Annotated in this window: 11 protein-coding genes; 6 read left to right on the forward strand and 5 right to left on the reverse strand. The window is 76.1% G+C overall.

Features of this window, described 5'->3' with window-relative positions:
* Positions 1-323: 323 nt before the first annotated feature.
* Together ACF061_RS34835 and ACF061_RS34840 are read right to left on the reverse strand one after the other, a co-directional pair.
* The gene (locus tag ACF061_RS34835; protein ID WP_392271022.1) at positions 324-3,446 is read right to left on the reverse strand and encodes a sacsin N-terminal ATP-binding-like domain-containing protein; all 3,123 of its coding nucleotides are present in this window, start codon (positions 3,444-3,446) and stop codon (positions 324-326) included.
* A gap of 546 nt (positions 3,447-3,992) precedes the next feature.
* A complete protein-coding gene (locus tag ACF061_RS34840) occupies positions 3,993-4,919 on the reverse strand; it encodes a DUF3027 domain-containing protein (protein ID WP_392271023.1) in 927 nt (308 codons plus the stop codon).
* Positions 4,920-5,466: 547 nt separating this feature from the next.
* Here ACF061_RS34840 and ACF061_RS34845 point away from each other — a divergent pair.
* The 4 genes from ACF061_RS34845 (at position 5,467) to ACF061_RS34860 (ending at position 9,128) form a co-directional block, all read left to right on the forward strand.
* Positions 5,467-6,900 carry an MFS transporter gene (locus tag ACF061_RS34845; protein WP_392271024.1) on the forward strand — a complete coding sequence of 478 codons (1,434 nt, stop codon included), beginning with the start codon at positions 5,467-5,469 and terminating at the stop codon, positions 6,898-6,900.
* A 152-nt stretch (positions 6,901-7,052) separates the two neighbouring features.
* Positions 7,053-7,526 (forward strand): DUF2771 domain-containing protein, encoded by a 474-nt coding sequence (locus tag ACF061_RS34850; protein ID WP_392271025.1) that lies wholly within the window; start codon positions 7,053-7,055, stop codon positions 7,524-7,526.
* An 11-nt stretch (positions 7,527-7,537) separates the two neighbouring features.
* Positions 7,538-8,263 (forward strand): futalosine hydrolase, encoded by a 726-nt coding sequence (locus ACF061_RS34855; protein ID WP_392271026.1) that lies wholly within the window; start codon positions 7,538-7,540, stop codon positions 8,261-8,263.
* On the forward strand, positions 8,244-9,128 hold the full coding sequence (locus ACF061_RS34860; protein ID WP_392271027.1) for a 1,4-dihydroxy-6-naphthoate synthase: 885 nt from the start codon (positions 8,244-8,246) through the stop codon (positions 9,126-9,128). Before ACF061_RS34855 ends, ACF061_RS34860 begins: the two co-directional genes overlap by 20 nt.
* 35 nt (positions 9,129-9,163) lie before the next feature.
* Here the strand turns inward: ACF061_RS34860 and ACF061_RS34865 are convergent, their stop codons facing one another.
* Positions 9,164-9,547 (reverse strand): cold-shock protein, encoded by a 384-nt coding sequence (locus ACF061_RS34865; RefSeq protein ID WP_392271028.1) that lies wholly within the window; start codon positions 9,545-9,547, stop codon positions 9,164-9,166.
* A 165-nt stretch (positions 9,548-9,712) separates the two neighbouring features.
* Here ACF061_RS34865 and ACF061_RS34870 point away from each other — a divergent pair, with 165 nt between their 5' ends.
* On the forward strand, positions 9,713-9,964 hold the full coding sequence (locus ACF061_RS34870) for a hypothetical protein (protein WP_392271029.1): 252 nt from the start codon (positions 9,713-9,715) through the stop codon (positions 9,962-9,964).
* Here ACF061_RS34870 and ACF061_RS34875 read toward each other — a convergent pair.
* Together ACF061_RS34875 and ACF061_RS34880 are read right to left on the reverse strand one after the other, a co-directional pair.
* Positions 9,940-10,611, reverse strand: coding sequence for an HAD family hydrolase (locus tag ACF061_RS34875; RefSeq protein ID WP_392271030.1), 672 nt, complete (start codon positions 10,609-10,611; stop codon positions 9,940-9,942). The two genes, ACF061_RS34870 and ACF061_RS34875, sit on opposite strands and share 25 nt — an antisense overlap.
* A gap of 177 nt (positions 10,612-10,788) precedes the next feature.
* On the reverse strand, positions 10,789-11,871 hold the full coding sequence (locus tag ACF061_RS34880) for a hypothetical protein (protein WP_392271031.1): 1,083 nt from the start codon (positions 11,869-11,871) through the stop codon (positions 10,789-10,791).
* 143 nt (positions 11,872-12,014) lie between these two features.
* Between ACF061_RS34880 and ACF061_RS34885 the strand changes: the two genes are divergently transcribed.
* Complete coding sequence (locus ACF061_RS34885; RefSeq protein ID WP_392271032.1) at positions 12,015-14,636, forward strand: helicase-associated domain-containing protein; 2,622 nt, start codon at positions 12,015-12,017, stop codon at positions 14,634-14,636.
* Positions 14,637-14,768: the final 132 nt, after the last annotated feature.

Raw genomic sequence — 14,768 nt, forward strand, 5'->3', positions numbered from 1 at the left:
GGTCCGCCCCGCGCCGCCCGGCGCGCTCCCCCGAACTCTTCGAGCGGCCCACCCGCGCACCGGGCACGGCCCGAGTACGTCCAGTACGAGGACTTTCGCCGGGCTCGGGCCAGCCAGGGGTAGTCAGGGGACCCAGCAGCACTCACCGGACGCCGCGGGCCGCCCCTCCGGGCGACTACGGGACGGTCACGACAGCTACCAGGACCGCCCGCCCCGAGGGGCCGACCGCGCACGGCCCTCCCCACGGGACGCTCCCCAGTGCCCCCTGCACGCCCGCCCCCGCTCACCGCGACCGCCCCCGTGCCCGGCACGGACTCCGGGTCTCAGTCGAACCAGCGGTCCCGTGCCAGTTCCTCCGTCCGGGACGGGTCCTCCAGCAGCGCGGCCACCTCGAAGCGGCGGGGCCACTGGCCGGCCGCCCAGGCGAGACCGGCGGCCACGCCCTCCAGGGTCGCCGCGTGCAGCACCCCGTCCGGCGTCAGGCGCCAGTCCAGCTCGGTCCCGTCGACGACGAGTTCCTCGTGCTCGACATAGCTCTCGGGCGTGCGCGGACCGAGCAGCGTCCGCACCGGCTCCGGTACGTCGTGCTCGGCGCCCGCCGAGTCCACCTCGCCGGTGACGGACTCGCTCAGCCGGCGCACCTGGAACAGCTCGGCCAGCTCGGCGGCGAGCGCGGGCCGTACGGGAAGCAGCGGGACGCCGGCCGTGAACGGCAGCAGGTCCGGGGAGTCGCACACCACGGCGTCGGCCGCGTCCACCACCTCGACCCGCCCGTCGACCACGGCCCGCAGTTCGTCGGGCAGCGTGACCTGTTCGGGTTCCAGCTCGGCCAGAGCGCCGTACAGGGCGTGCAGTTGGGCGGAGGTCACCGGGCGCTCGGGGTCGGCGAGCCGGTCGAGCAGCTCGGCGGCGCCGCCGGGTTCGTCGAGCAGCGCGGCCACGCTCGTGCGCACGCCCAGCGCCCGCAGCACCTGCTCGTCGTCGAAACCGGTGGCGTCGGCCTCGTCGTACAGGCCGCGCAGCAGCGGGTCGGAGCCGGCCGCGCGCAGACCGGCCGGCCGGCGTCCGCCGAGCACCGGGTGCCCGCGCAGCCACCATGCGGTGTAGGGCCGTACGACCTCGTGGGTGCCGTCCGGCAGCAGGATCCGCACCGGCTGGGTGAGGGCGTCGCGCAGCGGCGGCCGGGCCAGCAGCGCGAGCGCCCGCGGCCACTGGTCGTCGTCGACGAGGTCCAGGTCGCGCACGGCGACGATCTCGGTGGCGACCGGCGGCACCGGGCTGTCCGGGAAGCGGTCGAGGACGTCCTCGCACCACACGTCGACGGCGTCGAGCAGTCCGGGGTCGTCCGGCTGGGGGAAGTCGCCCTCGCGCGGCTCCAGTTCGTCGGGGTCGAGGACGACGTCCGTGGCCCGCACGAGGGCGAAGTCCACGAGCACGCCGCAGGCGGCCAGCGGCTGCTCGCCCCACCTCTCCGCCAGCTCCGCGTCGACGGCGGGGAGTTCGTCCTCGCTCATGATCTGTGCGAACGGGCCGCCGGGGTGGACCAGTTCACCGGCCGGGGCGAGTTCGCCGTCCTCGTCGGGCAGGGCGAGCGCGCCGAGCCAGGGCTCGTCGCCCGGCTCCAGGCCCGCGTCCCGGACCAGGGCGAGGACGGTGTCGGCCAGTTCCTCGGCGTCCGGGGTGTCCTCGTCCCACGCCCCGCCGCCCTCGTCCAGGGAGGCGGCCACCGCGGCCCGCACCTGCGGGGTGGTGAGCACCGCGCGCGGGCTGGCGGGCAGGGCGCCGAGCTTCTCCAGGATCGGATGGGCGGCGTCCGGGTGGGCGACCTTCAGACCGAGCCGGGCCAGCACCTCCGGGTCGACCGGTGCGGCGTCCGGGGCGGGCAGCAGGACCTGCCGGGGGCCGATGGTGGTACGCCCGTCGGCGAGGGGCACGGGCAGTCCGGAGAGCCGGTCGGGGTCGACGCCCGCGAGGCTGTCGTACAGCCGCCGCCACCAGTCCGGCTCCCTCTCCAGTCCGGCCAGCCGGTCGACGGCGTCGGTCAGCGGGAGGCGGGCCACGCCCAGCGTGCGCAGCTCGGCGCGCCGTTCGAGGCCGGCGGGCAGCAGGGTGGGCAGCACCTCGGCCAGGACGCGCACGGTCTCCGCGCCCGCGCCCTCCACCACCTCGGCGTCCCGGGGGCGCAGCGAGGCGGGCAGGTCGGAGTGCTCCTCCGGCGGCACGGCGGGCGGCAGGAAGGAGGTCCGCGGCAGCCGGTCGAGGATCGCCTGGCGCAGTGTGCCGTCCAGCTCGCCCTTGCCGAGCGGGCCGGGCACGAGGTCGATGACGCCCTCGGTCACCGGGTGCCAGTCGGCGAGGAGTCCGGCGTAGGCGTCGGCGGCGCGCTGCACGAGGAAGTCGGTGAGCGGGCCGGGCGCGGTGTGCCGGCGGGTGTTGTCCAGCGGGAACGAGGCGATGAGCAGCGCCGGGACCCCGAGGGGTTCGTCGCTCGGGGTGGGGGCGTGCACGACCGGGCTGGTGCGCGGGCGGGCCGGGCCGCCGTCGGCGCCGACGGGAACGGCCCAGGTCACCGACCAGTGGGGCCGCAGCCGTTCCTCCACCGGCCGGTCGGCGAGCAGCTCGGGCGTGAGCGGTCCGTGCGCGGCGGCGGTGCGCCACCGGGTGGCGCCCTCGCGGGTGTCCTCCACGACGGTGAACGCGTCCTCGGTGCGGCGGCGCAGCGTACGGGGGCCGGCGTCGCCGATCTCGACGACGACCTCCTCCAGTCCGGGCAGGGCGAGGAGCAGGGCGTCGTCGACGGCGAGCAGCAGCCGTTCGGCGAGGTCGGCGGCGGCCGTGTCGCGCAGCGGCAGGATGACGACGGTGTCGTACGGGTCGGGCGCGGTGCCCTCGGCGGCGAACGGGATCCGCAGCAGCGGCACGTGTCCGTCGCGGCGGCGGATCTCGTCGCCGAGGCCCGGGCTGTGCCGGGCGGTCTCCTCGGCCAGGTCCCGGGCCTCGGCCAGGGACCAGCGCACCCCGCCGTGCCGGCCGACGACCGCGGGCTCGTCGGTGACGGCGAGGACGGCGGCGAAGCCGACGCCGAAGCGGCCGACGGCGGCGGTCCGCGCGGCGGCGTCCCGTTTCGCGGACGCGCGCAGGGTGGACAGCGACTCCACACCGGTCGCGTCCAGCGGGGCCCCGGTGTTGGCGGCGGCCAGGACGCCGTCGCGGAGGGTGAGGCGGAGCCGGCCGGGGACGCCGGCGCGGGCGGCGGCGTCGGCGGCGTTCTGCGCCAGCTCGACGACGAGCCGGTCCCGGTAGCCGCCGAGGACGAGGTCCTCCTCGGCGTTGGCGTCCTCCCGGAACCTCGCCGGGCTGGTCGCCCAGGCGTCCAGCACACCGCGCCGCAGGCGCGCGGTCCCGAACGGATCTCCTCCGGCGGACGGCTGCACCAACATGCTCACTTTGATTCTCCTCATGAGGGTGAGGTCGAAGGTACCGCGCGGCCCTGGGCGACCACGGGGTCGTCCGGGGCCGACCGGCGGCGGCCCGCCACCCGGCCACCCGGCCGCCGGGGACCGGGCACGGGACGCGCGGGGCACGGCACGGGGCCGTCGACGCCCATGGGGGCGATGAGGGCGCCCGGGGGGCGGTGAAGCGGGTCCAGGGGCGAGAGGGGCTGTGGAGGGCGGCGCGGGCCGGGAGCACGACCACCCCGACAACTGTGATCTACAACACACTCACGGACGGATCCACCCCGGCGGGCCGGCGCACCCGGCGGACGGACGCACCGCGACGGAACGGACGCGCCCGGCGTACGGACACATCACGACAGAGTGGACGGACCACTTGACGAGGCAGCGCGGCGCGCGGACACGTCCGCGCGAACCGGCGTGCGCGGTGGACGGACGTACCACGGACAGACGTTCCGACGCCGACGGGGACCGCCGACGGGGTCTCCGGCACCGCCGGAAGTCGCCGACGCGGGGCCGGCGCCTCCGCCGCGGGTCCTACGAGTGCCCCAGCTCCGCCGTGTCCTCGTCGGAGACGGCCGGCACCGAGCCGGAGTCCCGCGCGGGCCGCAGCGGGAAGGGGTCCACCCGAGTCTCGTCGATCACCGGCGGGGCCGGCTGCGGCGGCCTCGGCATGACCGCGGCCTCGGAGTGCCCGCCGCACCCGTAGGCCAGCGAGACCACCCGCCCGTCGGCCGGGGAGAACTCGTTGGCGCAGGCCCCGAAGGCCTGGCCCAGGGAGCCGCCGATCGGCGTCAGGAAGCCGCAGCTCGCGCAGGACGCCGGGGCCGCCTGCGCCATCGGGGTCTTGGCGCCGAACGCCTCCTCCCAGCGGTCGGCGGCGACGTGCAGGCCGTAGCGGGACAGGACCCGGGCGCGGCGCATGCCCAGTTCCTCGGCGACCGCCGCGACGGAGCCGCGCGAGGGCGCCACGGGCAGGTTCCGCGGGGGGCCCGCGGTGACGTCGGCGTCCTCGGCCTCGGCCAGCTCGGCCATCTCCTCGGACACGGCGGAGTTCGGCGCGGGCCCGTCCTCGCCGGAGAAACCGGGCTCCAGCCGCAGGTCCTCGGCGTCGGTGGGCAGCAGGTCGCCGGGGCCCATGTCGCCGGGGCGCAGCCGCTCGCTCCACGGCACCCACTCCGGGGCGAGGAGCGCGTCGGGGCCGGGCAGCAGCACGGCCTCGTCCAGGGTGACGATCTTCGCGCGGGAGGCGCGGGCCACCGTGACGGCCCAGCGCCAGCCCCGGTAGCCGAGCTCCTTGCACTCGAAGAAGTGGGTGACGACCCGGTCGCCCTCGGTCACCATGCCCGCGTGCTCGCCGACGACGCCGGGCGCCGCCACCTCCTCGGCTGCGGCGCGGGCGAGGTCGACGGCCTCGGCGCACAGGCGGTCGGGGGTGCGGCTTCGCGTGCTCGCTGCGCTCACAGGTATCGCTTCTCTCCTACGCCGTCTCTCGGGTGCGCCGGCCTGAAGGCGGCGGGGCGGACGGAGCGGACCTGCGGACCGCGTCGACGTCCGCGCCCGATCGCGCTCGGGCGCACCTACGTCATCCATTCTGCGGTATGCCCGTAAGGCGCGCGGCCGAGAACGTTCGCCACGGCGCGCTACGCACGCTACCTTCTCGCTGCCGCTGGGCCTACACCGACGGTTGCTTCACTGCCGCGCGGCGGGCCGATTCCCGGTCGCGTCACGCGTGGACGCCCGGGCGCGGGACGGGCGGATCCGCTTTCCGGGCCCGCCGGTTCGCGGCCGTGGCGTGCGCGGATCCCGTTCGCGGCGTGCGCGGTTCGCGGCCGTGGGCGCCACGGGGCCCGCTCGCGCCGTGCGCGGACTTCCGCCCGCGCGGTGCGCGGATCCGGGTCGCCGGGGCGCGCCGGGCCGCGGTGGTGGGGAGTGCGTCCGCAGGGGGCCGGTCGGCCCGATCCGTGCCGTCATGGCGCTAGCCGTGCCCGTCTCGGGGCAGTATGACGGGGTGGCAGCCCCGAGGACGCCCCCGCAGACCACTGGGACCGACGAGCCCCAGGGACCCGGGGAGAGCAGCCGAGGCAGCGGTTCGGGCCGGTTCGGCGGGTCCGTCCGCGCGGTCGGCCGTGCCCTGCGGTTCCCGGTCACCGCAACCGTCCGCGGCATCCGCCGGGTCACCCACGCGCACGGCGCCGGCGAGTCCGGGCTGGGCAAGCTGATCGAGCTGCACGCCGTGAACGGCGCCGGCGACGTGATGGTCACCGTGGCGCTCGCCTCCACCGTCTTCTTCTCCGTGCCCACCGACGAGGCCCGCGGCCGGGTCGCGCTCTACCTCGCCATCACGATGGCGCCCTTCACGCTCCTCGCGCCCGTGATCGGCCCCCTCCTGGACCGGCTGCCGCACGGCCGCCGGGCCGCGATGGCCGCCGCGATGCTCGCCCGCGCGCTGCTGGCGCTGGTCATCGCGGGCGCCGCGGCCGGCGGCGGGCTGGAGCTGTACCCGGCGGCGCTGGGGGTGCTGGTCGCCTCCAAGGCGTACGGAGTGGTCCGCAGCGCCGTCGTGCCGCGGCTGCTGCCGCCCCGGTTCTCGCTGGTCAAGGCGAACTCGCGGGTGACGCTCGGCGGGCTGCTGGCCACCGGCGCCGCCGCGCCCGTCGCGGCGGGGCTGCATCTGGTCGGCCCGGGCTGGCCGCTGTACGGCGCCTTTGTGATCTTCGTCGCGGGAACGTTCCTGTCCTTCTCCCTGCCGCGGAAGGTGGACTCGGCCAAGGGCGAGGACCGGGCGCTGCTCGCGACGGACGGGCAGCGGCTGCACGGGCCGCTCCGCAAGGCGCCCAAGCGGCCGGGGCTGCGCACCGTCGGCACGGCCGTCACGCACGCCCTGGCGGCCAACGCGGCCCTGCGCTGCCTGTCCGGCTTCCTGATCTTCTTCCTGGCCTTCCTGCTGCGGGAGCATCCGCTGGCCGGCCAGAGCGCGGCGGTGTCGCTGGGCATAGTGGGGGCCGCGGCGGGCACGGGCAACGCGCTGGGCACGGCGGTCGGGGCGTGGCTGCGGTCACGGGCCCCGGAGATCATCGTCGTGACGGTCGTGGCGATCGTGCTGGGCGCGGCGGTCACGGCCGCGGTCCTCTTCGGCACGGTCCTGGTGACGTGCCTGGCGGCGGTCGCCGGGTTCGGGCAGGCGCTGGCCAAGCTGTCCCTGGACGCGCTGATCCAGCGGGACGTGCCCGAGCTGGTGCGGACGTCGGCGTTCGCGCGGGCGGAGACGCTGCTCCAGATGGCCTGGGTGCTCGGCGGCGCGATCGGCATCGTGCTGCCGCTGAACGGCGTACTGGGCCTGGCCGTGGGCGCCGCGATCGTGGCCACCGGCTGGCTGACCACCGTACGGGGCCTGCTGGCCTCCGCCCGGCGGAGCGGATCGGGCCACCCCCGGGCGGCCTGACCACCACGACGCCGTGCCCCATCGCGCGGCGCGCCCCGCTCCCGCGGCGCCGTACCCCGCGTGGCCCACCGCGCCGCACCCCGTGTGCCGCCGCACGGCACGCCGTACCCCCGCGTGGCCGGGGGGCTGGACGCGCCCGATAGCCTTCGGCCATGACCTCGCTGCAATCCGCCGTGCGACGCCGCCGCGCCGTCGCCGCCGCCGGCGCCGTTTCCGCCGGACTGCTCCTCCTGACGGCCTGCGAAAAGCCGACGCCGATGGCCACGATCACCGTGGGCGACAACTCGGTGCACTCGGAGGCCACCTGCTACAAGGACGGCAAGGCGCTGTCGACCGCCGACCTGGCCAAGTGCCTCAAGGACACGGACGTCGAGTCGATCAAGGTCGACCCCGACGAGACCGTGCGCTTCGGCGTCGATCCCAAGATCGCCGACGAGGGCTGGACCATCCTGATGAACGACCAGCCGCTCACCGACTCCAGCAAGAAGAGCTACCGCACCATCCCGGGCAGCGTGTTCTTCAACGCCCAGTACGGCGCCACCGGCAACTCGACGAAGGTCTCCATCAAGGAGGGCGAGAAGGACGTGAAGGGCGTGTGGACCTTCAAGCTCCAGAAGGACTCCTGACCGGATCCCCGGTGCCTTCCACGCGCGTGCTCGTCGCCACCGCGGTACCGGTCGAACGGGACGCGGTGGCACGGGCGTTCCCCGGGTCGGCGGGTGAACTCCCGCTGCCCGGGGCGACCGTGCACCGCACCGGCGCCGGCCTCGACCTGCTCGCCGCCGGGGTCGGACCCGCGTCGGCCGCCGCCGCCACCGCCGCCGCGCTGACCGCCGCCGCCCTCCGCGGCGCGCCCTACGGCCTCGTCGTCTCCGCCGGCATCGCGGGCGGCTTCCTGCCCGGCGCGCCCGTCGGTTCGCTGGTCGTCGCCGACGAGATCACCGCGGCCGACCTGGGCGCCGAGACCGGCGACGGCTTCCTGCCGGTGACGGAGCTCGGCTTCGGCACCGTCACCCACCGTCCGCCCGAATCACTCGTGCGGGCCATCGCGGCCGCCACCGGAGCGGCCGTCGGCACGGCCCTGACCGTCTCGACCGTGACCGGCACCGCGGCCCGGGCCGACGCCCTGCGCGCCCGCCACCCCCGCGCCCGCACCGAGGCGATGGAGGGGTTCGGGGTCGCCGAGGCCGCCGCCGCGCACCGCGTCCCGGTGCTGGAGCTGCGCGCGGTCTCCAACCCCGTCGGCCCGCGCGACCGCGCCGCCTGGCGCATCGGCGACGCCCTGAACGCCCTGACCGAGGGCTTCGGGAAGCTCGCCCCCGTACTGGAGAGTTGGAAACCGCATGAGCCCGCAGAACCCTGAGCAGCAGCCCGGTGAGAGCCTTCCCGAGCGGCTGCGGATCGCCTACTCGCCCTGCCCCAACGACACCTTCGTCTTCGACGCCCTCGCCCACGACCGGGTCCCGGACGCCCCCGCGCTCGACGTCACCTTCGCCGACATCGACATCACCAACGGCATGGCAGAGCGCGGCGAGTTCGACGTGCTGAAGGTGTCGTACGCCGTACTGCCGTACGTCCTCGACGAGTACGCGCTGCTGCCCTGCGGCGGCGCGCTGGGCCGGGGCTGCGGGCCGCTGGTGCTCACCCGGGAGCCGGACGCCGACCTCAAGGGCCGTACGGTCGCGGTGCCGAGCGAGAAGTCGACGGCGTACCTGCTGTTCCGGCTGTGGGCGGCGGACACGGTGCCCGGCGGGGTGGGCGAGATCGTGGTGATGCCGTTCCACGAGATCATGCCGGCCGTGCGGGACGGGAAGGTCGACGCCGGTCTGGTGATCCACGAGGCCCGCTTCACCTACCAGAACTACGGCCTGCACAAGCTCGCCGACATGGGCGAGCACTGGGAGGACACCACCGGGCTGCCGATCCCGCTCGGCGCGATCATCGCCAGGCGGGAGCTGGGCGCCGGGACGCTGACCCGCCTCGCCGAGTCGATCCGCGCCTCGGTGCGCACCGCCTGGGCGGACCCCGAGGCGTCCCGGCCGTACGTCATGGAGCACGCCCAGGAGATGGACCCGGCCGTCGCCGACCAGCACATCGGGCTGTACGTCAACGAGTTCACCGCCGACCTCGGCGAGGACGGCTACGCGGCCGTGCGCGGGCTGCTCACGCGCGCGGCGGCCGAGGGACTCGTCCCGCCCCTCGGCCCGGACGCGCTCGCCTTCCCCTGACCCCGGCGGCCCGGGCCGGGAGGGGTGGAAAGGGGCTAGACGTCGAGCTGGTCGGCGACCGCGCGGAGCAGGGTGGCGACCTTCTTGCCGTAGGCCTTGTCGGGGTAGCGGCCCCGGTTCAGCGTCTGGCCGACGTCCTCCAGCAGGCTCGTCAGGTCCTGGACGATGGGGAGCAGTTCGTCGGGCTTCTTGCGCTGGGCCGCCGCGACCGACGGGGTCGGGTCCAGGATGGTCACCGACAGTGCCTGGTCGCCGCGCTGCCCGGCGACCACCCCGAACTCCACTCGCTGTCCCGGCTTGAGCACGTCTACTCCGGCGGGGAGGACCGAGGAATGGACGAAGACGTCGCCGCCGTCGTCGCGGGAGAGGAAGCCGAAGCCCTTCTCGCTGTTGAACCACTTGACCTTGCCGGTAGGCACGTCTGTCCTCGTCCTCGTACTCGTCGGAAAACTGCTTCGGAAACGGCTCTGGATAGCACTCGGGCGGGTCGCGCCCGGACCCGCCGGTACCCAGGCTAATGGTCTTGGGGCGGCTGACAAGACGTCGCCCGGTTGTTCCTTCGCGCTGGGAACTACCCTGGTGGAGTGCGTGACAAAACCCAACCGAATTCCGCCGCGGCCGGTGACCGGCTGATCCGTGCCGGTGTCATCGTGTTCTTCATCGGTACGGTGGCCACTCTGGTCACGGTGGCTCCGCTGTTCCTCGGGGTGAAGCCTTTTCCGACCTACATGTTCGGACTGAGCATGCTCATGGCTCTCGGCTTCCTGATCGCCGGGGCCGGCCTGCTCCAGTCGGTCGCCGCCGGGCGCCGTCAGGCGCGCTCGGACGCCGGATAGCCGTCGGCCTCCCGCGGTTCTTCGTCCGAAAAGACCTGACGGTAGTCCGAAAACCAATTCGGGAACTCGGACAGGTCGGCGAGTACGACGTCGGCGCCCGCCGCCCGCAATTCCCTCTCGTCGCACGGGCCGGTGGCCACCGCGACCGACAGGGCGCCGGCCGCGCGGGCACCGCGCACATCACCCACATGGTCGCCGACGTACACCTGTGCGCCGTGCTCGCGCAGCGCCAGCGCCTTCCGTTCCGCCCACAGGTCGCCGATCACCGCGTCCGGCTCCATGCCGAGGTGGTCCAGGTGCAGCCTGGCGTTCGGCTCGTACTTGGCGGTGACGACGATGGACCGGCCGCCCGACTGCCGTACGGCCGCGATCGCCTCGCGGGCGCCGGTCAGCGCTGGCGTGGCGGCGACGGCGAACGTCGGGTACATCTCGCGGTACAGGCCCGCCACCGCCTCGATCCGCCCGGCCGGGAACCAGTGGGCCAGCTCCTCGGTGAGCGGCGGCCCGAGCCGGGTGACCGCCAGGTCGGCGTCGATGTACGTCCCCGTCCGCTCGGACAGCGCCAGATAGCAGGCGTGGATGCCGGGACGGGAGTCGATGAGGGTCATGTCGAGATCGAAGCCGACGGTCAGCGGGCGCGCAGTCATATGGGCCATTGTGCCCAGGGAGCCACGGCCCGTGGACGCCCGGTCCGTGTGACATGCGCCGACCCGTGCGACGAGGGGCGGCCCGTGCGACGAGGGGCGGCCCGTGAGGCGTAGGGGCGGTCCGTGCGGCGTGGGAGCGGCCCGCGGGCCGTACCGGGCACCTGCGTCGCCGCGCCGCTAGCGCTCCCGCTGCCGCTGTGAGCGCCAGACCAGGAACAGGGCCGACAGCACCGCCGCGGAGCGCACCACCCAGGGCCAGGTCTGGGTGACCGCGTCGTTGACGTGGCCCTGGGCGATGGGGTCGCCCCAGCGGCCGTTGTCGCGGCCCCAGAGCCAGACGAGACCGGCCGCGACCGCCAGCCCGGGCATGCCCATCACCGCCCACTTGGTCTCCAGCGGGGTCAGCCGCCGGGAGCCGTAGGCGATGACCCAGCCGAGCAGCAGCGCGATCCAGTTGCCGAGCACCGCTCCGGCGACCAGCAGCACGGCGGCGAGCAGGAGCAGGGGGTTGCTCCACGTGCCCGCGCGCCGGGGCAGCAGGGCGAAGCGTCTGCGGGCGGGGGCGGGTTCCGGACGGTCCGCCGGCACATCGACCGCCGCGTCGGCGGGCGCGGTCCGGTCCTCCTTGGGCGGTTCCTTCAGCGCGGGGGCCTTGAGCAGGTCCGAGATCTCCACGCCGCCGACGAAACCGGGCACGTCGTCGCCGATCCCGAACGGGCTGCCGTCCGTGCGCCACCAGTCGCCGCGGGCCGCCGCCGAGCCGCCGAGCTCGCCGGCGGTCGCCAGATGCGGCGGAAGCGCGCCGCCCGAGGAGGGCGGCGGGCTCGCGGCGGGCTCGGCGGGGCGTGGCCCGGGCACCATCCGGCGCAGGCCCCTGGGCCGCCGCGTCCGCTCCGTCCCGGCCTCCGTCGGGGCGTCGCCCGTTCCGGACGCCCCCTTCGTGCCGACCGTGCCCGGCGCCGCGGGGGCCTCGGGCTCGCGCTGCACGGGCACGGCCGGGGCCGGCGCCGCCTGCTGAGGTCCCCGTCCGCCGGCGCCGCCCGCCGCCGCGACGATCTCGTCGGGACTGCCGAGGCGGTCGAGGATGCCGCGGACGGCGGCGGGGCTGTCCACGGCGGCCTTGGCACGGCACCGGTCGATCTCGTTGCGCAGCTCCGAGACGAGCCGCATCCGGACGGCCGAGGACAGGTGCTGCTGCTGGGCGACGTCCCCGACGCGGCTCAGATACTCGTAGACGACCTGGTCGCTCTCGATCCCCACGACACCCCTCCGGAGCGGCCGGCAGATGGCCCCGTGGGACGAAGGTACCGCCTGGCGGGCGGGCGTCGTAGCCGCCCGTCGCCGTGCCGCGCGCGGGACGGACGCCTGCCCCGCGGCCGTACCCACCCGCTAACGTGGGTCGGATGAGCAGCGATGAGAAACCGGCGGCAGCCCCCCGCTCGCTCGCGGAGGCGCTTCGCGCGCGCGACGACGTCTCCCTGGCCGCGCTCCTGCGCAGCCGCCCGGACCTCATCACACCGGTCCCGACCGACCTCACACAGCTCGCCACCCGCGCCGGGACCCGTGCCTCGGTGGTGCGCGCGCTGGAGCGGCTGGACCGCTTCGCCCTGCAGACGGCGGAGGCGCTGGCCGTGGCGGGCGACCCCGCGCCGTACGGCGAACTGCTCGGCCTGATGGCCGGGGACGCCGGTGACCCCGCCGTCGCCGACACGCTGCCCCGCGCCCTGGGCACCCTGCGCGAGCAGGCCCTGGTCTGGGGCGGCGACGACCGGCTGCACCTGGTGCGCACCGCCCGCGAACTGCTCGCGCCGTCCCCGCAGCACCCGTCCCCCACCGGGCTCGGGCCGACCGTGCAGGAGGCCACGGCCGGCATGTCGCCGGGGCGGATCCAGGAGATCGTGACGGCCGCCGGGCTGCCGTCCACCCATGACTCGGTCTCCGCCGTCGCCTCGCTCACCGGACTGTTCACCGACCGCGGGCGGATGGCCGCGCTGCTCGCCGACGTGCCGGCCGACTCCCTCGACGTGCTCGACCGCCTGGTGTGGGGGCCGCCCTACGGTCAGGTGACCGCCGACCCGGCGCCCCGGCTGCGGCTGCTGCTCGACCGGGGCCTGCTGCTGCCCACCGCGCCCGGCACCGTCGTACTCCCGCGCGAAGTCGCCCTGCACCTGCGCGCCGGGCGCGCGCACCGGGCGCCCGAGCCGTTGCCGCCGGCCGTGACGACGACCGCCGCGCACCGTCCACAGGTTGTGGACGCGACGGCGGCCGGGCAGGCGTACACGGCACTCGCCACCGTCGAGGAGCTGCTGAAGGACTGGGACGAGGGCGGGCCGGGCGTGCTGCGCGCGGGCGGCCTGAGCGTGCGGGACCTCAAGCGCACCGCCGTCGCCCTGGACGTGTCCGAGCCGGTGGCCGCCTTCTGGGTGGAACTGGCCTACGCGGCCGGCCTGCTGGCCTCCGACGGGGAGGCCGACGAGCGCTACGCGGCCACCCCCGCCTACGACGAGTGGCGGGAGCGGCCCCCGGCCGACCGCTGGGCGCACCTGGCCCGGGCCTGGCTGGCGGCCACCCGGACGCCGGGGGTGGTCGGCGGGCGGGACGCCAAGGACCGCGCGCTGTCCGCGCTCGGGCCGGGCCTGGACCGTTCGGCCGCGCCGGAGGTACGGCACCGGGTGCTGACCCTGCTGGCCGCGCTGCCCGAGGGCGCCGCTGTGGACGCCGATTCGGTGCTGGCCCGGCTGCGCTGGGAGCGCCCGCTGCGCGGACCGCAGCGGACGGGCGACCACGACCTGCGCGGCCGGCTGGCCCGGTGGACGCTGTCCGAGGCGGAGCTGCTGGGCGTCACCGGACGCGGCGCGCTGTCCGCGCACGGGCGGGCACTGCTGGGAGCGCCCCCGGCACCCGGGTCCGAATCCGCGCCGGCGCACACGCGTACGGCCACGGACGAGTCCGCGCGCCGGTCCGCCGGTCCGGGTGACAAGCTGCCCGTCCACCGGCACCACGCCCGGCCCGCCGACACCGCCGAAGCCGCCTCCGGCTCACCGGCCGCCCGGGCGCCCCTGTCCCCCGCCGAGCAGGCCGCGGCTTCCGCGGCGGCCGCCCGCCTCCTCGCCCCGCTCCTGCCCGAACCGCTGGACCACGTCCTGCTCCAGGCGGACCTGACGGCGGTGGCGCCCGGCCCGCTGCGGCGTCCGCTCGCCGATGTGCTGGGCGTGCTCGCCGACGTGGAGTCCAAGGGCGGCGCGACCGTCTACCGGTTCACCCCGGCCTCCGTGCGCCGCGCCCTGGACGCCGGCCGCAGCGCCGCCGACCTGCACGCCTTCCTCGCCGAGCACTCCCGAACGCCGGTCCCGCAGCCGCTCGCGTACCTGATCGACGACGTGGCGCGGCGCCACGGGCACCTGCGGGTGGGCGCGGCCTCGGCGTACGTGCGCTGCGACGACGACGCGCTGCTGAACGAGATCCTCGCCGACAGGCGCTCCGCCGGCCTGCGGCTGCGCCGGCTCGCGCCGACCGTGCTGGCGGCGCAGGCCGACCCGGCCACGCTCCTGGAAGGCCTGCGCGCGATGGGGTACGCCCCGGCGGCCGAGTCCGCGGAGGGCGACGTCCTCGTCACCCGCGCCGACTCCCACCGCACTCCGCCGCGCACCGCCCCCGAACCGGTCCCGGACGGCCCGCCCGCCCCGGACGCCACGCTGCTGTCGGCCGCGATCCGGGCGATCCGGGCCGGCGACCTGGCCTCCACCGCCCCGCGCAGACCGGCGCCGGAGCCGGCGGACGGCGGCGATCCGCCCCGCACCGGTCCCGCCGAGACCCTGGCCACCGTGCAGGCCGCCGTCCTCACCGGCGAAGCGCTGTGGATCGGCTACGTCAACGCCGACGGCGCCGCCAGCCAGCGGGTGATCGCGCCGATCCGCGTCGAGGGCGGCTTCGTGACGGCGTACGACCACACCGCCGACGAGGTCCGCACCTATCCGCTGCACCGGATCACTGGGGTGGCGGAGCTGGCGGACGACGAGGGGTGACGACCACCGGGCGGACGGGGCGGGGCGCCTGCGCCGGGCCCCGCGGCGGCGGGCGGGCGGCCGCCCGTCCGCGCGCGCTCGCGCGGCGCCGTGGAACGCATCGGCCGCCGTTGGGGCACACTGGACGTTTGA

It is taken from the genome of Streptomyces sp. NPDC015220, from assembly GCF_043079345.1.
In the GTDB taxonomy this organism is placed as follows: domain Bacteria; phylum Actinomycetota; class Actinomycetes; order Streptomycetales; family Streptomycetaceae; genus Streptomyces.

Coding starts and splice junctions, on each gene's coding strand:
- ACF061_RS34850 (WP_392271025.1), top strand. CDS start 7,053: ATGACCTCGCTGCAATCCGCCGTGCGACGCCGCCGCGCCGTCGCCGCC.
- ACF061_RS34885 (WP_392271032.1), top strand. CDS start 12,015: ATGAGCAGCGATGAGAAACCGGCGGCAGCCCCCCGCTCGCTCGCGGAG.
- ACF061_RS34860 (WP_392271027.1), top strand. CDS start 8,244: ATGAGCCCGCAGAACCCTGAGCAGCAGCCCGGTGAGAGCCTTCCCGAG.
- ACF061_RS34875 (WP_392271030.1), bottom strand. CDS start 10,611: ATGACTGCGCGCCCGCTGACCGTCGGCTTCGATCTCGACATGACCCTC.